At 65.9% G+C, this 18,823-nt stretch carries 18 protein-coding genes; 10 read left to right on the forward strand and 8 right to left on the reverse strand.

Going from position 1 to position 18,823, the window contains the following annotated elements; translation table 11 throughout:
* Nucleotides 1–161: 161 nt before the first annotated feature.
* A complete protein-coding gene (thrS, locus tag ACQR1D_RS11010) occupies nucleotides 162–2,234 on the reverse strand; it encodes a threonine--tRNA ligase (protein ID WP_434838380.1) in 2,073 nt (690 codons plus the stop codon).
* Nucleotides 2,235–2,432: 198 nt separating this feature from the next.
* On the opposite strand from thrS, the gene ACQR1D_RS11015 reads away from it, so the two are divergent.
* From ACQR1D_RS11015 to ACQR1D_RS11025, 3 genes are all read left to right on the forward strand, one after another.
* The gene (locus ACQR1D_RS11015) at nucleotides 2,433–3,848 is read left to right on the forward strand and encodes a hypothetical protein (protein ID WP_434838379.1); all 1,416 of its coding nucleotides are present in this window, start codon (nucleotides 2,433–2,435) and stop codon (nucleotides 3,846–3,848) included.
* A 101-nt stretch (nucleotides 3,849–3,949) separates the two neighbouring features.
* Nucleotides 3,950–5,137: an MFS transporter gene (locus tag ACQR1D_RS11020; RefSeq protein WP_434838378.1), complete on the forward strand. Its 1,188-nt coding sequence runs from the start codon at nucleotides 3,950–3,952 to the stop codon at nucleotides 5,135–5,137.
* 138 nt (nucleotides 5,138–5,275) lie between these two features.
* A complete protein-coding gene (locus ACQR1D_RS11025) occupies nucleotides 5,276–5,635 on the forward strand; it encodes a hypothetical protein (RefSeq protein WP_315801052.1) in 360 nt (119 codons plus the stop codon).
* A 21-nt stretch (nucleotides 5,636–5,656) separates the two neighbouring features.
* On the opposite strand, the gene ACQR1D_RS11030 is transcribed toward ACQR1D_RS11025, so the two are convergent.
* Complete coding sequence (locus ACQR1D_RS11030) at nucleotides 5,657–6,868, reverse strand: alpha/beta hydrolase (protein ID WP_434838377.1); 1,212 nt, start codon at nucleotides 6,866–6,868, stop codon at nucleotides 5,657–5,659.
* A gap of 340 nt (nucleotides 6,869–7,208) precedes the next feature.
* Between ACQR1D_RS11030 and ACQR1D_RS11035 the strand changes: the two genes are divergently transcribed.
* Both ACQR1D_RS11035 and ACQR1D_RS11040 read left to right on the forward strand, forming a co-directional pair.
* The gene (locus tag ACQR1D_RS11035) at nucleotides 7,209–8,582 is read left to right on the forward strand and encodes an APC family permease (RefSeq protein ID WP_434838376.1); all 1,374 of its coding nucleotides are present in this window, start codon (nucleotides 7,209–7,211) and stop codon (nucleotides 8,580–8,582) included.
* Between the two features lies 1 nt (nucleotide 8,583).
* Nucleotides 8,584–9,822: a hypothetical protein gene (locus ACQR1D_RS11040; RefSeq protein WP_434838375.1), complete on the forward strand. Its 1,239-nt coding sequence runs from the start codon at nucleotides 8,584–8,586 to the stop codon at nucleotides 9,820–9,822.
* A gap of 9 nt (nucleotides 9,823–9,831) precedes the next feature.
* On the opposite strand, the gene ACQR1D_RS11045 is transcribed toward ACQR1D_RS11040, so the two are convergent.
* Together ACQR1D_RS11045 and yidD are read right to left on the reverse strand one after the other, a co-directional pair.
* Nucleotides 9,832–10,044: a hypothetical protein gene (locus tag ACQR1D_RS11045; protein ID WP_315801048.1), complete on the reverse strand. Its 213-nt coding sequence runs from the start codon at nucleotides 10,042–10,044 to the stop codon at nucleotides 9,832–9,834.
* Nucleotides 10,045–10,207: 163 nt separating this feature from the next.
* A complete protein-coding gene (yidD, locus tag ACQR1D_RS11050) occupies nucleotides 10,208–10,558 on the reverse strand; it encodes a membrane protein insertion efficiency factor YidD (protein WP_315801047.1) in 351 nt (116 codons plus the stop codon).
* A gap of 262 nt (nucleotides 10,559–10,820) precedes the next feature.
* Here yidD and ACQR1D_RS11055 point away from each other — a divergent pair, with 262 nt between their 5' ends.
* A complete protein-coding gene (locus tag ACQR1D_RS11055; RefSeq protein ID WP_315801046.1) occupies nucleotides 10,821–11,714 on the forward strand; it encodes a hypothetical protein in 894 nt (297 codons plus the stop codon).
* A gap of 133 nt (nucleotides 11,715–11,847) precedes the next feature.
* On the opposite strand, the gene ACQR1D_RS11060 is transcribed toward ACQR1D_RS11055, so the two are convergent.
* Nucleotides 11,848–12,309, reverse strand: a complete 462-nt coding sequence (locus tag ACQR1D_RS11060; RefSeq protein ID WP_315801045.1) for an iron-sulfur cluster assembly scaffold protein — start codon at nucleotides 12,307–12,309, stop codon at nucleotides 11,848–11,850.
* A 227-nt stretch (nucleotides 12,310–12,536) separates the two neighbouring features.
* Here ACQR1D_RS11060 and folE point away from each other — a divergent pair, with 227 nt between their 5' ends.
* From folE to ACQR1D_RS11080, 4 genes are all read left to right on the forward strand, one after another.
* Nucleotides 12,537–13,244 (forward strand): GTP cyclohydrolase I FolE, encoded by a 708-nt coding sequence (gene folE / locus ACQR1D_RS11065; protein WP_315801044.1) that lies wholly within the window; start codon nucleotides 12,537–12,539, stop codon nucleotides 13,242–13,244.
* A 27-nt stretch (nucleotides 13,245–13,271) separates the two neighbouring features.
* Nucleotides 13,272–13,697, forward strand: coding sequence for a phosphoribosyl-AMP cyclohydrolase (gene hisI / locus ACQR1D_RS11070; protein ID WP_315801043.1), 426 nt, complete (start codon nucleotides 13,272–13,274; stop codon nucleotides 13,695–13,697).
* Nucleotides 13,698–13,846: 149 nt separating this feature from the next.
* Nucleotides 13,847–14,872: a lytic transglycosylase domain-containing protein gene (locus ACQR1D_RS11075; RefSeq protein WP_315801042.1), complete on the forward strand. Its 1,026-nt coding sequence runs from the start codon at nucleotides 13,847–13,849 to the stop codon at nucleotides 14,870–14,872.
* Nucleotides 14,873–15,161: 289 nt separating this feature from the next.
* The gene (locus ACQR1D_RS11080; RefSeq protein ID WP_315801041.1) at nucleotides 15,162–16,337 is read left to right on the forward strand and encodes a DUF2336 domain-containing protein; all 1,176 of its coding nucleotides are present in this window, start codon (nucleotides 15,162–15,164) and stop codon (nucleotides 16,335–16,337) included.
* Nucleotides 16,338–16,507: 170 nt separating this feature from the next.
* Here the strand turns inward: ACQR1D_RS11080 and ACQR1D_RS11085 are convergent, their stop codons facing one another.
* The 3 genes from ACQR1D_RS11085 to ACQR1D_RS11095 all read right to left on the reverse strand — a co-directional run bounded on the left by ACQR1D_RS11085 (nucleotide 16,508) and on the right by ACQR1D_RS11095 (nucleotide 18,665).
* Complete coding sequence (locus tag ACQR1D_RS11085; RefSeq protein WP_315801040.1) at nucleotides 16,508–17,092, reverse strand: Hpt domain-containing protein; 585 nt, start codon at nucleotides 17,090–17,092, stop codon at nucleotides 16,508–16,510.
* Between the two features lie 124 nt (nucleotides 17,093–17,216).
* Nucleotides 17,217–17,762 (reverse strand): response regulator, encoded by a 546-nt coding sequence (locus tag ACQR1D_RS11090; protein WP_172107934.1) that lies wholly within the window; start codon nucleotides 17,760–17,762, stop codon nucleotides 17,217–17,219.
* A 123-nt stretch (nucleotides 17,763–17,885) separates the two neighbouring features.
* Nucleotides 17,886–18,665, reverse strand: a complete 780-nt coding sequence (locus ACQR1D_RS11095; RefSeq protein WP_315714654.1) for an NAD kinase — start codon at nucleotides 18,663–18,665, stop codon at nucleotides 17,886–17,888.
* Nucleotides 18,666–18,823: the final 158 nt, after the last annotated feature.

The following is an 18,823-nucleotide window of genomic DNA, read 5'->3' on the forward strand; positions in this document are numbered from 1 at the left end:
GAGCGCAGCGAAGCAATCCAGACTGTCCCTGTGGAAAGACATTGGATTGCTTCGCTGCGCTCGCAATGACGGCGAGGGAACGTGTTGATCGGGTCAACGCAAGCGACATGCGGGAATACCGTTCCCGCGTGTCGGCCCGCTTATGCGGGGATAGGCTGACCTCAGGCCGCCTCGCGCTGGCGGCGCCGCACGTCGGGCGGCGTCGCCTCGTCGACCAGCGCCGCGATGGCGTCCGCCGTCGGCATCACGGTCTGGCCGTCGCGGCCGAGCCGGCGGACCGAGACCGAATGCGTCTCGGCCTCCTTCTTGCCGACGACGAGCAAAGCCGGGATCTTCTGCAGCGAATGCTCGCGGACCTTGTAGTTGATCTTCTCGTTGCGCAGATCGATCTCGGCCCGCAGTCCCGCCCGCCGCAGCGCCGCCAGCACCTGCTTGGCATATTCGTCGCCCTCCGAGGTGATGGTGGTGACGACGACCTGGGTCGGCGCCAGCCACAGCGGGAAGCTGCCGGCGTAGTGCTCGATCAGGATGCCGATGTAGCGCTCCATCGAGCCGCAGATCGCGCGGTGTACCATCACCGGCGCCTTCTTGGCGCCGTCGGCGTCGATGTAGAACGCGCCGAACCGCTCCGGCAGGTTGAAGTCGACCTGCGTGGTGCCGCACTGCCAGTCGCGGCCGATGGCGTCGCGCAGCACGTATTCGAACTTCGGCCCGTAGAACGCGCCTTCGCCCGGATTGATCTCGGTCTTGATGTGGTTGCTCTGCGCCTTGATCTCATTCAGCACGGTCGCCATCACGCGCTCGGCGTGATCCCACATCTCGTCGGTCCCGACGCGCTTGTCCGGCCGGGTCGACAGCTTCACCGTCAGCTCGCCCTCGAAGCCGAAATCCGAGTAGGTCGACAGGATGAGGTCGTTGATCTTCAGGCATTCGTCGGCGAGCTGATCTTCCGTGCAGAAGATGTGCGCGTCGTCCTGGGTGAAGCCGCGCACGCGCATCAGGCCGTGCATGGCGCCGGAAGCCTCGTAGCGATGCACGACGCCGAACTCCGCGAGCCGCAACGGCAGGTCGCGGTAGCTCTTCAGGCCATGCTTGAAGATCTGCACGTGACCCGGGCAGTTCATCGGCTTCAGCGCGAACCAGCGCTTGTCCTCGGCCTCGTCGCCGGCGGACTGCGCCGCGAACATGTTCTCGCGATACCAGTTCCAGTGGCCCGAGGTCTCCCACAGCGACTTGTCGAGGATCTGCGGCGCGTTCACCTCGTCATACTCGCCGGCGAGGCGCCGGCGCATGTAGGCGATCAGCGCCTGGAAGATGCTCCAGCCTTTCGGATGCCAGAACACGACGCCCGGGCCTTCCTCCTGGAAGTGGAACAGGTCGAGCTCGCGGCCGAGCTTGCGGTGGTCGCGCTTCTCGGCCTCCTCGATCTGCTTCAGATAGGCGTCGAGCTGCTCCTGCTTGGCGAAGGCGGTGCCGTAGATGCGGGTCAGCATGGGATTGTTGGAATCGCCGCGCCAATAGGCGCCCGCCACCTTCATCAGCTTGAAGGCGTTGCCGATCTTCCCGGTCGAGGTCATGTGCGGGCCGCGGCACAGGTCGAACCAGTCGCCCTGGTAGTAGATCTTGATCGGCTCGCTGCCGGGAATGGCATCGACCAGCTCGACCTTGAACGCCTCGCCCTTGTCGCGGAACACCTGCTTGGTCTTTTCGCGGTCCCACACCTCCTTGGTGAAGGGTTTGTCGCGGCCGATGATCTCGCGCATCTTCTTCTCGATCGCGGCGAAGTCCTCGGGGGTGAACGGCTCGTTGCGGAAGAAATCGTAATAGAAGCCGTTCTCGATCACGGGGCCGATCGTGACCTGGGTGCCGGGCCACAGCGCCTGCACGGCTTCCGCAAGCACGTGCGCGCAGTCGTGCCGGATCAGCTCCAGCGCGCGCGGGTCGTCGCGGTCGACGAGCTCGAGCTTGGCGTCCTCGGTGATGGGATCGATGAGGTCGACGAGGTCGCCATTCAGCGCCATCGCGACGGTGCGCTTGGCGAGCGAGGGCGAGATGCCCTTGGCGATGTCGAAGCCGGTGGTGCCTCTGGGATATTCGCGGCGGGCGCCGTCGGGGAAGCTGATGGTGATCTTCTCGACCGGGGCGGCGGGCTTCAGGTTGCTGAGGCTGTATTGGAAGCCGGGCTTGGACTGGTCGGCGGCGGATTTCGCGTCGGGCGATTTGGAATCAGGCATGGGTCTCTCCTTGAGCTCACTCCTGCGAACGAGCGCAGGTAAGCGGGAGCAAGGGGTATAGCAGGGGATTCGGAGGCTGCAACCCGGGGAGGGAGGGGAAAACCGGCCAATTGCGGCCGACGGGGCGATGCGGTGATTGCCGCCGCGGGCCGGTATGATACAACTTCAAGTGTTCGGGGCGTGGGGACGCGTTTGGCGATGGAGTCTGCAGGGGAGGCGCCGCTCTCTCTTTTTCGGCGGGGTGGCGCGCATGTCGGGGCCGCGCTGATCATGTGCGTGCTGTCGAGCCTGTCGCCGCTCGCGGCCGCTCCGACGATGACGAGGCCGGCGGCCCAGCCAAAGCCCGCGGCACAGGCGAGGCCGGCCACCCCGGTCAGGCCCGCCACGGAGTCCAAGCCGGCTGTGCGCCGGGCGTCGCCGCCGCGGATCGCAGACGGCTCCACGCCGATCGCATTCGCGCTCGTCAAGGGCTCCTCGGATGTCTGCGGACATGGCTGTGACAGCTGGATCGCCGCCGAAGGCAAGATCGACGGCAGCGCCGCCGCGCGGTTTCGCAAGTTCATGAAGCAGATCGGGGAGCGCCGATTGCCGATCTACTTCAATTCGCCAGGCGGCAATCTGCAGCAGGCGCTCGCCATCGGCGACATGCTGCGCGAGCGCAAGGCCGCCGTGCGGGTGGGACGCACCACCTTGCGCGAGTGCGGCTTCGAGCCTCAGGAGGGCGACGCTTGCACCAAGCTGAAGCTGTCCGGGCGCGAACTGCACGGCGAGGTCTGGACCCGAGGGGCGATCTGTAATTCGGCCTGTCCCTACCTGCTGCTCGGCGCGCCCACGCGCGAGATCGCAGCGGATGCGACGCTCGCGGTGCATTCGCCGCGCGTCATCCTGAACTTCACCGGCGGCGTCCCGACCCGCGAGATGCGGGCGCAGGCAATGCAGCAGGCGATGGCGCGGGCCGACAAGATGGTGCTCGACTACATCACCAGGCTCGGCGCGGATCCCGCTCTGCTCACGGTGGCGCGGTCTATCCCGTTCGAGAGCATGCGCATCCTGACGCGGGAGGAGATTGCGCGCTTCGCGCTCGACCGGCGGCAGCGGGTCGAAAGCCCCTGGATGTTCGAGACCGCCAGCCGTGGGATTGCCTACAAGACCATTCTCGCACGCAAGGAGGGTGAGAGCACGTTCCAGACCACGCGCTTGCAGATGGTCTGCTTCGATCAGGACCGCTTTGAGCTCGACGTCGAGCGCATCGCGCCGGCCGGCCCGCCGCCGGCTCCGCTGGCGATGACGAGCGGAGATCTGCGGCTCAATTTCCTCTCGCCGCCGCGGCGGTCCGGCGATCGCGAGACTTGGGGCGTGTTCCTGAATGCAAGCCAGGTGAAAACGCTGTCCTTGATGCCGTCTGCCGAGCTGAGCGATTCCCTGTTGAATGTTGCGCGTCGCAATGTCTCGACATTTCCGGTGAGCAGCGAAGGCCTGCAATCTGCTCTGAAGATGCTGACCGAGAGCTGCCCGCCGTCCAAGGCTATCGTCCGTCCGACGGGCACGCCGGTTCCCTGGAGGCAGATTCCCTCGCCGCAGGCCTCGGCGGCGCAGCCTGCCCCCGCGCGCTGACGAGAATAGCGGCCAGGACAAGGGAGGAGGACGAGAGAAAGTCATGGACGGCATGAGACATTTTCATGCAAATGCATGAAATTCTCTGCTATTGAGGCGCGATGACATCCGCTTCCGCTTCCGGGCGCCTTGCGCCGACCTCGCTCATGCTCGGCAATCTCGTCACTGGCTGCTCGGTGCTGGCGCCCGCTGGCCTGCTGCCGGAGCTCGCCTCGGATCTCGCCGTCGGAATTCAGACGGCGGGGCTGCTGATCACCTTCGGCGCGGTGGTGCTCTGTATCTGCTCGCCCTTGACCGCCTGGCTGACGAGCCGCTTCGACCGGCGCCGTCTGCTGGCGGCGACACTCCTGGTGCTCACGCTCGGCAATTTCGCCTCGGCGTTTGCGCCGGACTATGCGAGCCTGCTGGCGCTGCGCCTGGTGATGCTCGCGGTCGGCGCTCTCTATACACCGCAGGCCGCCGGGACCGCGGCGCTGATCAGCCCGGTCGAGAAGCGCGGCAGCACCATCGCCTATGTCTTCCTCGGCTGGTCGCTGGCGGCCGCCGTGGGGCTGCCCATGATCACCTTCATCGGCAGTCATTCCGGTTGGCGGGCCGCCTATCTCGCGGTCGCTGCGGCCGGCGCGGTCAGCTTCGTGCTGCTGACATGGCGCCTGCCATCCGGCCTGAAGGGCGCGCCGGTCGCGTTGAAGACCTGGACCGAGCTCGGCCGCAACCGCCTGGTGGTGCTGCTGCTCCTGGTCACGACCCTGCAGATGTCGGGACAGTTCGTGATCTTCACCTTCATGGGACCGCTGCTGAAGCGCCTGACCGGCGCCGACTCCAACCAGATCGGGCTGGTGTTCGCGATCTACGGCGCCTGCGGCTTTCTCGGCGTCGTCATCGCAACCCGGATCGTCGATGGCTGGGGGGCCTATCGGACGTCGCTGTTGTTCACCTGCCTGATGTTCGCCGGCGTATCGGCCTGGACGCTGGCGGCCGGCACCTACGTCCTGATGGCGGTGGCGGTCGCGATCTGGGGGCTGGGGTTTGCGTCCACCAATTCGATGCAGCAGGTTCGGCTGGTGGCAGCCGCGCCGCCGCTCGCCTCGGCCTCGGTGTCGCTCAACACGTCCGTGCTCTATATCGGCCAGGCCATCGGCTCCGCGATCGGCGGCAGCCTGTTTGCACGCGACCTGCTCGGCACCACCGGCTACGTCGCCCTGATGTTCCTGACCCTGGCATTGCTGGCGATCCTGGCCAGCCGCCAGCGCGCGCAGATCGCGGTTCCGGCCCGAGCAGCGGGTTGACGCTTGGCAAGACCGGTCCGACCGGATTAAAGGCCGATGTCGTTGGGGGGCTGCCGGGGGCGTGGATTCTGCCTCGGCCGGCGAGTAGCATCGGCGGACGTCCTCGCGTGCCCACGGGTCGGACAAGAGAGATATGGCATGAAGAAGATGATGTTGAGCTTGGCCGCAGTGCTGCTGTGCACCCCTGCGCTGGCCCAGAGCGCGCCGATGGTCGGTGACCGCCCGCTGGTGCAGGTCAAGCCGAAGGGAACGAAGACCGCCGCCGCCGCGCCGGCCAAGCCGCAATCGGCAGCCGTCAAGCTCCAGGCCTGCCTGGACATCGACGACGGAACCAAGGAGCGGCTGAACTGCTATGACGCCGTCATTCCTCCGGCAGCCAAGCCGAAAGCGATGAAGGCCAAGACCGTCGCCGACTGCAAGTTCACCAAGGAAGAGGACGAGCGGCTCGCCTGCTTCAACGGCTTCGTCGAGAACATGCCGAAGCTGCCGAAATCCTGAAGCGCGGCGTCGGCTGCCCGCTCAGCGGCTCGACACACGGTTCGAACTATCCTGGGCTCCGGCCGCAATCCGGATCGGCGGCTGGGCGGCCGCCATCTTCATCAGCACGTCCTTGATCGGTTGGCGGGTCCAGGCCTGCGTGACGTAGTCGCGATGGGTGATGCCCTCGTCGGTCTCGACGAAGACGACGCTGCCCGGCCGCAGCGGCCGGTCCATGCCCTCGGAGACCTCGATGCCGCGATTGCGCAGCATGGTCATCAGCTCCTGATCATGCCGCGCGGTATAGCGGGTGTAGGAGCTGATGAAGAAGCCGGAGCGGTTGCGCTCGATCCAGTTGGCGAATTTGTCGAGCTGGCCATAGACCGCATCGAGCAGCACCACGCCGCGCACGCGGTCGCTGATGCCGCCGACCTCGAGGCTCCAGGCCGTAGGGAGAAAGCCGCCGCTGTAGCCGACGATCACGATGGGCATGCCGGCGAAGGTCTTCGCGCTCGCGGGATCGCCGGTCAGGCGGGCGAGGCTGGCCGCAGCCTCGTCCATGAAGCGCTTGAAGCCGCCGGCCTGCCAAAACTTGCCGGCGCTCGAATCGGCGGCGTCGACGGCCATCTGCGGCGCGAGCAGCACCGCGTTGACGCCGGCCGCCGTGATCTGCTGCGGCACCAACTGGCGGTCGCGCACGTCGCGCTCCAGCGTGGCGCCGTTGCCGTGGAAGAACACGACGATCACGCCCGGCTTGCGCACATCGAACTGTTCGGGGACGTGCACCAGCACGCGGCTGTCGTTGTAGGTCTGGTCCTGCCAGTAGACGCGGCCGGAGAAGCTGCGGTGGCCGCGTCGCTCACCGTTGCTGACGTTCAGGAACGGCGCGTCGGAGGCTGGGTTGTTGCCGAAATAGGGAAAGGCCGACGACTTCATGCTGACGAGGGTCGTCAGATCCTCACGCTGCCGCCGTTCCGGCCGTTGCGGCTCCAGCGATGCGATCTGAGAGGGCGCGGGCTTCGAAGCGAAGTCGGAGGGCGTGTGAAGCCGGAAGCTCTCCTGCGCGGACGGGAAGCGGTCGCTGAATTCAGGTACCGGAAAACGGTCGTCGAAGGTCAGCCCCTGGGCCGTCGATGCGTTGGCGGCCAACGCCTCGGGATTCGGCGCCTTGCCGCAATGCGTGACGGAAAGACAGATTGCCAGCGCCGATGCCGCGCGCCACCAGAGGCGCAAGCCCTGGCGCACAGACCTCATGACGTTCTGGTGTTCCCCGATCATCCGTCCCCAAAGACGCGTTCGAGCCCCAACGCGGCTCTTCAACCAGCGGATTTCGTTCAACCTGCGCCGCCGAAATTGAGGTCGCGTTAAGGATCGTGTCCGGTCAACCCCGGGCGCACCGGGACACACCACGCGAACGTGTCGCGATTGTGGGTCGTTTGGCCGCCCGATGCAATGCCGCAGCCTGGCCCGGCCGAAATCGGTTCAAAAATACCCTTGAGGAAGGTCATATTTAATGCCCGTTAACGATGTTTGAATGCTTCGGCGGGAACCTGGGCTGAGGCAGAGGAAGGGGCGCACGGCGTCCCTCGACGAAATGGCTGCATCCGAGGCGGACGATCCCAGCCTGGGCCGGGCGGACGGCGACCGGGTTCCATCCGTGTCCTTGCCGGTCGCGACCGCCATCGTCATCGCCGACATGATCGGGGTCGGCGTCTTCACCAGCCTCGGCTTCCAGGTCCGCGACATCCCATCCGGCTTCTCCATCCTGGCGCTGTGGGCGGTGGGCGGACTGGTGTCGATCTGCGGGGCGCTGGCCTACGCCGAACTCGGCACGATGTTTCCTCGCTCCAGCGGCGAGTACAATTTGCTCACGCGGGCGTTCCACCCGGCGATCGGCTTCATGGCCGGGTGGGTCTCGGCGACCGTGGGCTTCGCAGCGCCCGTGGCACTCGCGGCCATGGCGTTCGGAGAATATGGCCGTGCCGTCATCCCGGGCGCTCCGCCGATGCTGCTCGCCACGGGCGCAGTCTGGCTCGTGACGGCAGTGCAACTCGGCGGCATCAGGCAGTCGAGCCGCTTCCAGCTGTTGTCGACCGTGCTGAAGCTCGGGCTCATCACCGCCTTCCTGATCGCCGGCTATACCATTGCCGCCCCGCAACCGGTGACGTTCCTGCCGGCCGCGACCGATCTCGGCCACGTGACGAGCGCTGCGTTCGCGACTGGACTGGTTTTCGTCATGTACGCGTTCTCCGGCTGGAACGCGGCGACCTACATCATCGGCGAGTTGCATGCGCCTGAGCGAACCTTGCCGCGCGCGCTGCTGCTGGGCACCGTGATCGTTCTGGTGCTCTACATTGCGCTCAACGCGGTTTTCCTGCGGGCTGCACCGATGGACGCGCTCGCGGGCCAGCTCCAGGTCGCAAGCATCGCGGGCAGTCATATCTTCGGCGAGACCGGCGGGCGCTTCGTGGCCGCGATGATCTGCATCGGACTGGTTCCTTCCATCGCCGCGATGATGTGGATCGGCCCGCGCGTGCTGATGACGATGGGCGAGGACATTCCGGCGCTGTCGGTGTTCGCGCGGCGCTCGCGCAACGGGGCGCCGGCCTATGCCGTCCTGTTCCAGCTCACGGTGGCCACCCTGATGCTGTTCACGGAGAGCTTTGAGGCGGTGCTGGACCTGGTCCAGTTCTCGCTCTTGTCCTGCTCGTTTCTCGCTGTGGTCGGACTGTTCAAGCTGCGCATCGCGCAGCCGGACCTCCAGCGACCCTATCGCGCCTGGGGCTATCCGGTCACGCCGTTGATCTTCCTCAGCGTGACCTTCTTCATGATGTACTATCTCGTCATGACGCGGCCGTTGCAGGCAGGGCTCGGCGCAGGCGCAATGGCGTCGGGACTGGTGATCTATTGGTTCGCTCACGCGCGGTCTCGCCGTGTCGCCGCAACGCTCGCATCGGGTTCGGATTGAAATGCTGTGGGTCTCGAGAGTCTGGTTCGCCGTCGCATGTCTGATGCTTGCCCCGAGCTTCGAGGCTCGGGCTCAGACCATCACGCCGGATGATACGGCGCGGGTGCTGGCGGGGATCGCGCCGGCGGCGGGCTCGCCACTCGCGCCCTTCGTACAGGATCCGGCGTGGCGGCGGCACGCGGCTTTCTTCGACAACGCCTTCAATCAGCTCGAGCAGCGGCAGTTGTCGAAGATCAGGGCCTGGACGGATGCCAATCTGACGGCCCCGCAGCCGGCGATGTTCTATTTCTTCTCGGGGCCGGATTTTCTCTATGCCGACGCCTTTCACCCGAAGGCAACGACCTATGTCCTGGCGGCGCTCGAGCCAACCGGCCCGATCCCGGACCTGTCCAGATTGCCGCGCGGCGGCATTGGCCCGGCACTGTCCTATGTCGAACGCTCGTTGCAGTCGATCCTGAGCTTCTCCTTCTTCATCACCAAGGACATGAAGGTCGACCTGCGCGAAGGCGAGCTCGAAGGGACCTTGCCGATCCTCTACGTGTTCCTGGCACGCACCGGCAAGACGATCCGCGAGGCGAGCCTGATCTGGTTGGACGAGAACGGCGGATTGCACGGCAACTCCGAGCCGCCGGCGCGCAATGCGACAAAGGGCGCGCGTATTCTGTTCGCCGGCGCCGACGGGGTCGTGAAGACGCTCTATTACTTCTCCACCGATCTCTCCGATTCCGGCGTGAAGGCGAGTGGGCTGCTCAAGTTCTGCGAGCCGCTGGGGCCAGGCGACAGCCTGCTGAAGAGCGCGTCCTATCTGTTGCATGAGAACGGCTTCGGACGGGTCCGCAGCTGGCTGCTCAAGAACAGTGCGACCGTCGTCCAGGATGATTCCGGCATCCCGCTCGCGAGCTATGAGGCGCGGGCCTGGCGTTTCCTGCCGTTCGGACGCTACGCCGGGCCGATCGACAAGTTTCCGGACATGTACCAGAGGAGCTATGCGAAGCTGTTCGAGCGTGCGCAGCCGCTGGAGTTCGGGATCGGCTATCGCTGGCGAACGCGGGAATCGAATGTCCTGCTCGCGGTGAGATCGCCTCCTGCCGACGCGACGGTGTCGGCCGAAGCGAGCGCCCCTCCAGAGACGGATTATCAGCCGCCGCCGCGCGCCCGGCGCGTCCCGCGGACGCCGGAGCCCGTTCCTCTCTATCCGCCGCCGCGGCGCGACGATTTCATCTTTTGGCCGAGATGGTAGGGGTGAATCTCACCAGTGCACGCTCTGGCTGGGCACGATGTAGGACGTCGTCGGCGGGGGCAGGGCGGTGCTGTCGGCGAGATAGCGCCAGGCACCGACAATGACGATCAACAAAGCGATGATGCAGAGCAGGTCCACCTGACGGGCATCGTGGTGGTCGGCATGGTCGGGACCGATGCTCTTGCGCGATCGGTTGCTTCTGGGACTGATTGTCCAGCGCATCGTTGTCTCCTCCCGAAGGAAGCGTCACATCAATGCAGGCCGAGGCAGCGCGGTTCCTGCTGGGAGCGCCGGCTCTTGGCGTAAGAATAAGCCTGACTACAGATTTCGCCAGGCCCTTTTGCTGCAGATCAATCGACGGGCGAGGCGTCTGTTGCGCTGCACATCAGTCCGGGCCGTTGACGCCGCGCCATCGCGCGTAGCGCCACGGCAGGTACCAGCGGGCGCGCACAGGAGCCGTCGTTGGGACGTTGTCGATGCCCGAGGTGCCAAAGGGCTGGCAGCGCAGCAGCCGAGCGAGTGTCATCCACCCACCCGCCCAGAGCCCGAAGCGTTCGATGGCTTCATCGGCATAGACCGAGCAGGTCGGCAGATGCCGGCAATTGTAGCCGACCAGTGGCGACAATGTGTGGCGATACAGCCAGATCAGCGCATGAGCAGCGCGCCGCGGGAGTCGGGCCAGCAGCGACCCGATGTGCGCAGAATGGCAGCCGATGTCAGAGCATGAGTGCTTCATGAGCGCGATGCAAGATGGATGGGCGAGCTTCTGACCGGTTCCTCGGCAGGGAACCCGGCTCTCGGTCATTTGTGGTGATGTGATGCAACAATGGCCGGTTTTCAGCGGCGTCGCAGCACGCCGCAGCTGGACGGTAGGTGATTGCCCGGATACGTTTCTCGGCAAGGATGTGACAGACTAATAACGGATTTGAGGCCAAGTTGTCAGGTCTTTCCGCAAGAAAACCGAGGAACTGCGTACCGAGCTTGACGAGGGGGACGGATTGCGCGTGAGATTGCTGCGGTCGCGTGAATTGCGCTGGATGCTACTCGGTGTTGCAGCGCTTGGGATGGTGGTCGGTGGCGCGATCACCATCATGTCAAACACGGCGCGCGCCGGCGGCGCGCTCGAAGAGCGCAAACTCCCGATGCGGTTTGGTTGGGTCGCCTGCGAGCCGAATTGCGGCTGGGTCAGCGCGGTCGGGATCGTCACCGGCGATACGCCGAAGGATTTCGAGGATTTCGCGAGGGATCGCGACCTGACTGGCACCACGCTGGTGCTCGATTCCAGCGGCGGCTCCGTCAATGACGCGATCACCTTGGGCCGCCGGTTCCGCGGCTTGAAGATGCGCACCACCGTCGGCATGACCCAACGCCCGAGCCGCGGGGGTGATCGGCCGCGGGTCATGCCCGAGGCCTATTGCGAGTCGATGTGCGTGTTCCTGCTGCTGGCCGGAACCACGCGTTATGTTCCGGATGCGGCCCATGTCCGCGTCCACCAGATCTGGATGGGAGACCGCGCCGACGACGCCAAGGCGGCGAGCTACACGGCGCAGGACCTGATGATCGTCGAGCGCGACATCGGGCGTCTCGCCAAATACACCTTCGACATGGGTGGAGCGGGCGATCTGCTGTCGCTGGCGCTGAACGTGCCGCCGTGGGAAGACCTGCATGAGCTGTCGCGCGCCGAACTGCGGCTCACCAATGTTGTGACCACGGATCTGATCGCCGAGGTGCTGCCGCCGAAGGGCACGACACCGGTCGCCGAGCTCGCGCCGAAGCCGCAGGCCAAGGACAAGCAGCAGGACCGCTTCCCCGTTGCGCTGGACAAGGCGCAACTGTCGCGTACCGCCGAGGCGTTGCCGCCCGCGACCGTCGCCGCGACGCCACAGCAATAGGCTCGACGTCGCCTGGGTGAGCCGGGCCTCGCGCCAAGAATCGGCGTGTCGAAATACTGCTCCCGCATGTCGCCGCGCTCATGCGGGCTACGGATCGGTCATTCTGCTCGCGCGGGCGGGAAGCGGCGTTGCCTCAGCCCTGGGCGGCGGCCGGCTCCGCGCCGTTGGCCTTCGCCTCGATCTGGCCGATGGCATCGACCACGGCATCGAAGGTCAGCATCGTCGAGGCGTGGCGGGCCTTGTAATCCCGGACGGGCTCGAGCAGGGCGATGTCGGCCCATTTGCCCTCCGGCGGCGCGCCGTTTTCCTTCAGCATCCTCCGGACCGTCTCCCGCAGCTCGCGCAGCTCCGCGGCGCTGGAACCGATAACGTGGCGGGCCATGATCGAGGAGGAGGCCTGGCCGAGGGCGCAGGCTTTCACGTCGTGGGCGAAGTCGGTCACCACGGGCCCATCCATCTTGAGGTCGACCTTGACGGTCGAGCCGCAGAGCTTGGAATGGGCGGTGGCGGTGGCGTCCGGGTGGTCCAGCCGTCCGAGCCGCGGAATGTTGCCGGCCAGCTCGATGATGCGCTTGTTGTAGATGTCGTTCAGCATGTGCCTGACGTCCCGGAATTACCGGCGTGGCGGCCTTGGCGGCCGGGTTTCATCGCCCTATATTGCGAGTATATGGAAACGATTGGCAGGAATTCCAGCCACATCCACAGGCGTCCGGCGCCAGAGGCGCCAAGCCTGCGTGTGGCGCCTCTGCAGGTGACGCCCTCAAGGTGATGCTGTGCCGGTGACACTCCGGTCGGACCGCCGACCGGTCGAACGGAGTTGAGATGGACACTTTGATCAAGACGCTGCGCACCACCAAGCCCGAGGGCAAGCCGTTAGACGCCAAGCTGACCGACCCCCGCGCTGCAGAGCTCGATCCTGCCGATTTTCTTGCTGCTGCCGTGCGGCCGGACCGGCCACGGCCGTCGCGCGCCGAAGCCGAGGCCGCGGTTTACACGCTCCTGAACTATATCGGCGAGGATCCGACCCGCGAAGGGCTGGTCGATACGCCGCGCCGGGTCGTCGAGGCCTATGACGAGCTGTACCAGGGCTATCACCAGTGCCCGGCCGAGGTGCTCGACCGTACCTTTGGCGAGACCGCCGGCTACGACGACTTCGTCCTGATTCGCGACATCGAGTTCACGTCGCAATGCGAGCATCACATGATGCCCTTCTACGGCCGCGCGCATATCGCCTATACGCCGGTCGAGCGTGTCGTCGGCCTGTCCAAGCTGGCGCGCCTGACCGACATCTTCGCCCGCCGCCTGCAGACCCAGGAGCATCTGACCGCCCAGATCGCGGCTGCGATCGACGAGGTGCTGAAGCCGCGCGGCGTCGCTGTCATGATCGAGGCCGAGCACACCTGCATGTCGGTGCGCGGCGTCGCCAAGCACGGCGCCATCACCTTCACCAGCCGCTTCACCGGCATGTTCAGGGACAATCCGGCCGAGCAGGGGCGCTTCCTGTCGATGGTGCGCTCGCCGCAACGGTAAGACCAGCAACATCTTAGCGAGAGTTTCGTGTCCTCATCCTCAGTCGAGCGCGAGGAGGGCTTGGCCTTCCTGCCCAAGTTCGACGCGGCCGGCCTCGTCACGTGCGTGACGACGGACGCCGTGAGCGGCGACGTGCTGATGGTCGCCCACATGAACGAGGAGGCGCTGCGCAAGACGGTGGCAACCGGCGAAGCCTGGTATTTCAGCCGCTCGCGCAATGCGTTGTGGCGCAAGGGTGAGAGCTCGGGCCAGACCCAGCGCGTGGTCGAGATGCGCACCGATTGCGACCAGGACGCGGTCTGGCTGCGCGTCGAGCAGACCGGCGCGGCCTGTCACACCGGCCGCCACTCCTGCTTCTATCGCAAGGTGGAGCGGGCTGAGGGCGAGGGCGCGCGACTGGTGTTTGTCGAGGCCGACCGGCTGTTCGATCCGGCCGAGGTCTATCGCAAGTAGGCCAGCGACCTTCCTCCGGGTCTGTCCTGTGGTTCATTGGCCCGGCCGGGCCCAGCGAATTAACCCGCCATTAACCATACCCGCCGCATTTTGCCGGACGTTTCCGGCGCGTTCGTCTGCCAGCGAATCTGCAAACAGCGGGTCTTCCCATGTCGGTCGACGCATCCAACTCCTCGTCCACCGGTTTCCTCGATGGCGTCCGGGCGAAGGTCGCCGGCGCGATCAAGCAGGCCGCCGACAGCGTCGGCACCAGCTTCGAATATCTGCTGTCGACCGCCAAGATGGAGTCCGACTTCAATCCGACCGCCGGCGCCTCGACGTCGTCAGCGCGCGGGCTCTACCAGTTCATCGACCAGACCTGGCTGGGCACGGTGAAGGAAGCCGGCGCCGATCTCGGCTACGGCCAATATGCCGACGCGATCACCCGGACATCGTCGGGCGACTATACGGTCAGCGATCCCGCCATGCGGCAGGCGATCATGAAGCTGCGCGACGACCCGCAGGCGTCGTCCGCCATGGCCGCTGCGCTCACGCAATCGAACAGCTTCCAGCTCACCGGCAAGATCGGCCGCCGGCCGACCGATGCCGAGCTCTACATGGCGCATTTCATGGGCGTCGGCGGCGCCGCGAAGCTGATCACCAGCGCCCGGGAGACGCCGAACGCATCGGCTACGCAGATGTTTCCCGGTGCCGCCGCGGCCAACCGGCCGATCTTCTACGATCGCGACGGACAAGCCCGCAGCGTGTCCCAGGTCTATGCAGTCCTGAACACGCGCTATGCCGGCGCCGCCAATTCCTCGGCCACCCGGGGCGCGCTTGCGCTCTACGGTGGGACGAATGTCGCGGCCAATGCGGCCGGCGGCGGCGCGCTACCGACGACCGACACCGCAACCTTCCTGTCGATGTTTCCGGATGCGCGCGGCTCATCCCGGGCCGGCGCCTCGACGACGGCCGACGCATCGGCCGTCAACCGTCCGGCGGATCCGATGTTTCGTTCGCTATTCCAGGTCGACGGCCAGTCGAGCCAGGCGGTCTCGCCAACCGTGCGCGAGTTGTGGGGCCATTCATCGGTTGCCAGTGCGACCCCGCCGGAGGGCGGCAGCAACGATGCCAGCGGCAATGGTCAGCGCAGGCTCGACCTGTTCAGCGATCCGCACGGCACCTTCTCGGGCTGATGCGCCGGCGCAGGCGGTCGCACGCGTCGCTGAACCATTGATCAAAAAGAACTATTTTTGACGTCCCGCCGCGGCTCGCACCGTCGGCGGCGGCCGCATTTCCCCCGTCGGATTACGGCCAAATGAGGCGTTGAGTGGTATCATAGTATAGAAACAACCTGTCGCCTTAACAAAACATCAACAAAACCAGCCACTTATGGTGAACGCTTTGTTAAGCGTCGTGGTTTATTTTCGGTGCTGTTGAGGCCCTCGTGGCCTTTGTCTGCAAGTTGCGTAAGCCGGAAAGACCATGATCGTTCGGCAGTTTCTCAGTTGGGTCAGAACCGCACCCGCCGGTGAGCGGGCAGAGGCCACCAGGGCGCTCGCGCGGGCGTGGTTGTTGTCGGATCTCTGCGACGAGGATCGCGGCGCCGCGGAGGGCGCGCTCCTTATGCTGTTGGACGATCCGTCGCCGCTGGTGCGGCAGGCGATGGCGGAGGTGTTCGCCCGCTCGGAGGAGGCGCCGGCCGCCATCGTCCAGGCGCTCGCCACCGACCAGGCTTCTGTCGCCGCCATCATCCTCGAATATTCGCCGCTGCTGATCGATGCCGACCTCGTCGACATCGTCGCGACTGGTAACTCCGAAACCCAATGCGCGATCGCGCGCCGCGTCGGCCTGCCGGCGCCGGTGTGCGCAGCGATCGCCGAGGTCGGCAGCGCCGCTGCAGCGCTCGAGCTGATCGAGAATGCTTATGCCGAGCTGGCGCCGTTTTCCTGGGACCGCATCGTCGAGCGTCACGGCCATCTCGCCGCCATCCGCGAAGCGATGCTGGTGCTGGACGATCTGCCGGCCGCGACGCGCGCGGCGCTGGTCGACAAGCTCTCAGAGACACTGGCGCAGTTCGTGGTCGCCAGGAACTGGCTCAGCGCCGACAGGGCAGGGCGCATCACCAATGAGGCGCGCGACCGCTCGACCATCACCATCGCGGCGCGCTCGCGCGGCGAGGAGCTGCGCGGGCTGGTCCAGCATCTGCGCGCAACCTCGCAACTCACCGCGGGTCTGATCCTGCGCGCGCTGCTCTCCGGCAATGTCGAATTGTTCGAGATCGCGCTGTCGGAGCTCGCCGACATGCCACGGGCGCGGGTGGCGGCGCTGCTCAACGATCGCGGCCGCGCCAGCCTGCAGGGGCTGCTGCGCAAGGCGGGCATTCCCGACACCACCTTCGACGCCTTCAGCATCGCGCTCGAGGTCTGCCGTGAGAACGGCTTTGCCGACACCTTGAGCGGGGCAGCGATCCTGCGCCGCAAGATGGTGGAGCGCGTGCTCACCCATTGCGCCACCGACCGCGACGCGGCGGCGCCGCTCTTGATCCTGCTGCGCCGCTTCGCCACCGAATCCGCGCGCGACGAGGCCCGTGAGTTCTGCGACGAGGTGATGGCCGAGGATTTCGTCGCCGGGCTGGAGTTCGGACTGATCGCGGCGTGAACCGTGTGCGCTGCCGTAGGGTAGGCAAAGGCGCGTCGCAGATATTGCCACGTTCGAGCGCGCGGGGGCGTCGTGCCCACCGACTTGCTGCAAAGACTGCCGATCCATGATGGGCACGCGACCGCCGCTTTGCGGCGGCGCTTTGCCCATCCTACGTGATCGCCATCCGATTACGGCTGATCGCTCGGCACGAGGCTCGGCGCCAGGATCGCTTCGAGATGCTCCGGCCGGTTGCGGTTGACCTGGATCAGATAGTCGTCCGCCACGCGGCGCAGCCGGCGGCTCAGTTCGCCTGCGACCGTCGCGCTGTCATACTTCGTATGATCATGCACGATCGCCTGGATCGCGTTGACGTGATGCTCGAACAGCTCGGCCGGGACCTTTTCGAGATCCGGCGCGTGCTCGATGATCCGGCAAAGGCTGTCGGCAACCTCGGCGGCGGCGGGATAGCCGAAGGTCGCGGCGTCGCCCTTGATGTCGTGTGCCGCGCGGAACATCTCCTCGCAGGCATCGTCGTCGAAGCCGGTCTTGAGGACTGCTGCATAGGCTTTCGTCAGGCGATCGGCCTCGGTGTCCATCCACGACTTGAACTCGCCGGACAGCCCTTCGAGCGCGGCTTCGGCACGCGCGATCGGATCGTCGAGATCCTTCTCTTCGGCGCGACGCAGCACCTTCTTCAGCGGATTGGGCTGGGTGATGACGTGATGCGAGGCGTAGGTCTTGACTTGGATCGCCGGGGTCTTGTCTTTTGCCATCTCGATATCCCCTGATGATGCCGACCAGCGCACTTCGACGCATCGCCCCGATTCATATCCGAGGAGCTTGGAGCGCTGGGCGCCGATCCCCGGATTGCGTTAACGCCGGCTCACTGCCGCGCCCCTAAACTGCGGAGCGCGCTTTATCCAGAAGTGACGGCTGCTGGAAAATCTCCGCCTCGCCGCCGATCCGGCGCTCGGGCCCGATATAGGCCGTGTTGGTGTTGCGGCGCCGGTCCGGGCCGAAATAGGTCTTTGTCTTGATGAAGGGGCGCGGATTGGCGACCACGTTGAGGATGCGCTGATACAGGCCTTTGGCCGAGATCGGCTTGGCGAGGAATTCCGTCACGCCGGCGTCGCGCGCGACGGTGACCCGGCGCTTCTCCGAATGCCCTGTCAGCATGATGATCGGCGCGTAGGGATTGCCCTTGGCTTCCGGCTGCCGGATCATCTGCGCGAGCTCGAGGCCGTCGAAGATCGGCATTGCCCAGTCGGTGATGACGATATCAGGCGAGAAATGAGTGTACATCTCGAGAGCGGTCGCGCCGTCCTCGGCCTCGTTGACCTCGCGGGCGCCGAACGAATGCAGCAATGTGCGCAGGATGCGGCGCATGTGCGGGTTGTCGTCGCAGACGAGAAAGCGCAGCTTGTTGAAGTCGATGCGATACATTTGGGCCGGCCCGGAGGGATCACCGGTGAAGGTGGTCAACGCGCATTAACCATACGGAGCCGCGGGTTAACAAAGCGTTGCGCGGGGCGGCTGAGGCGCAAAAAGGCGCGGACAACCGAGATGTCAGTAGCCGAACTGCTCGCTCAGGATCCGCTCTTCCAGGCTGTGGCCGGCGTCGAACAGCATCCGCATCGAGATCGTCTTGTCGGAAAGCACCTCGACCCGCTGGACGTTGCGGACCTCGTCATGGTCGGCCACCGCCGCGACCGGCCGCTTGTCGCCTTCGAGCACCTCGATGATCACATAGGCGGTGTTCGGCAGCAGGGCGCCGCGCCAGCGCCGCGGCCGGAACGCGCTGATCGGCGTCAGCGCCAGCAGCGCGGCGTTGATCGGCAGGATCGGGCCCTGCACGGAGAGATTATAGGCGGTGGAGCCCGCGGGCGTCGCGACGAGCACGCCGTCGGCGATCAGCTCCGGCATGCGCTCGCGCTCATCGATCAGGATGCGCAGCCGCGCGGTCTGTGCCGTCTGGCGGAACAGGTAGACCTCGTTGATGGCGTGGTGGATGTGAACGACGCCAGCGGCGTCGGTCGCTCGCATCAGCAGCGGATGGATCACCGATTCCTGTGCCGCTTCGAGCCGTCCATGCAGATCGATCGTGCTGAATTCGTTCATCAGGAAGCCGACCGTGCCGCGATGCATGCCGTAGATCGGCTTTCCCGAGCGCATGTGGTCGTGCAGCGTCTGCAGCATCAGGCCGTCGCCGCCGAGCGCGACCACGACGTCCGCCAGGTCCGGATCGGAGTTGCCATAGAGCGCGGAGAGCTGCGTCAGCGCGGCCTGGGCCTCGGCACTCGGACTCGCAACGAAGGCGATCCGCTCATATCGCTTGGACGTGGTCATGCGTCGCAGGGCTCGCTGGTCGGTTGGCCGGTAACAGGCGCCGTGTCGTCTAGCCGACCTTGCCCGTGCTTGTCCATCGCGGCCGGTATCCTGGGGCAATGGGGCCGCGGTGAGGCTGATGTGGCCAGGACATACGCGCACGCGCGGAAGTCATCGGG

Source organism: Bradyrhizobium sp. HKCCYLRH2047 (assembly GCF_051168175.1).
In the GTDB taxonomy this organism is placed as follows: domain Bacteria; phylum Pseudomonadota; class Alphaproteobacteria; order Rhizobiales; family Xanthobacteraceae; genus Bradyrhizobium.

Excerpts from the sequence above, each read along its gene's own strand:
- thrS (WP_434838380.1), bottom strand. The coding sequence starts at position 2,234 with ATGCCTGATTCCAAATCGCCCGACGCGAAATCCGCCGCCGACCAGTCC.
- ACQR1D_RS11015 (WP_434838379.1), top strand. The coding sequence starts at position 2,433 with ATGGAGTCTGCAGGGGAGGCGCCGCTCTCTCTTTTTCGGCGGGGTGGC.
- ACQR1D_RS11020 (WP_434838378.1), top strand. The coding sequence starts at position 3,950 with ATGACATCCGCTTCCGCTTCCGGGCGCCTTGCGCCGACCTCGCTCATG.
- ACQR1D_RS11025 (WP_315801052.1), top strand. The coding sequence starts at position 5,276 with ATGAAGAAGATGATGTTGAGCTTGGCCGCAGTGCTGCTGTGCACCCCT.
- ACQR1D_RS11030 (WP_434838377.1), bottom strand. The coding sequence starts at position 6,868 with ATGAGGTCTGTGCGCCAGGGCTTGCGCCTCTGGTGGCGCGCGGCATCG.
- ACQR1D_RS11035 (WP_434838376.1), top strand. The coding sequence starts at position 7,209 with ATGGCTGCATCCGAGGCGGACGATCCCAGCCTGGGCCGGGCGGACGGC.
- ACQR1D_RS11040 (WP_434838375.1), top strand. The coding sequence starts at position 8,584 with ATGCTGTGGGTCTCGAGAGTCTGGTTCGCCGTCGCATGTCTGATGCTT.
- ACQR1D_RS11045 (WP_315801048.1), bottom strand. The coding sequence starts at position 10,044 with ATGCGCTGGACAATCAGTCCCAGAAGCAACCGATCGCGCAAGAGCATC.
- yidD (WP_315801047.1), bottom strand. The coding sequence starts at position 10,558 with ATGAAGCACTCATGCTCTGACATCGGCTGCCATTCTGCGCACATCGGG.
- ACQR1D_RS11060 (WP_315801045.1), bottom strand. The coding sequence starts at position 12,309 with ATGCTGAACGACATCTACAACAAGCGCATCATCGAGCTGGCCGGCAAC.
- folE (WP_315801044.1), top strand. The coding sequence starts at position 12,537 with ATGGACACTTTGATCAAGACGCTGCGCACCACCAAGCCCGAGGGCAAG.
- ACQR1D_RS11075 (WP_315801042.1), top strand. The coding sequence starts at position 13,847 with ATGTCGGTCGACGCATCCAACTCCTCGTCCACCGGTTTCCTCGATGGC.
- ACQR1D_RS11080 (WP_315801041.1), top strand. The coding sequence starts at position 15,162 with ATGATCGTTCGGCAGTTTCTCAGTTGGGTCAGAACCGCACCCGCCGGT.
- ACQR1D_RS11085 (WP_315801040.1), bottom strand. The coding sequence starts at position 17,092 with ATGGCAAAAGACAAGACCCCGGCGATCCAAGTCAAGACCTACGCCTCG.
- ACQR1D_RS11090 (WP_172107934.1), bottom strand. The coding sequence starts at position 17,762 with ATGTATCGCATCGACTTCAACAAGCTGCGCTTTCTCGTCTGCGACGAC.
- ACQR1D_RS11095 (WP_315714654.1), bottom strand. The coding sequence starts at position 18,665 with ATGACCACGTCCAAGCGATATGAGCGGATCGCCTTCGTTGCGAGTCCG.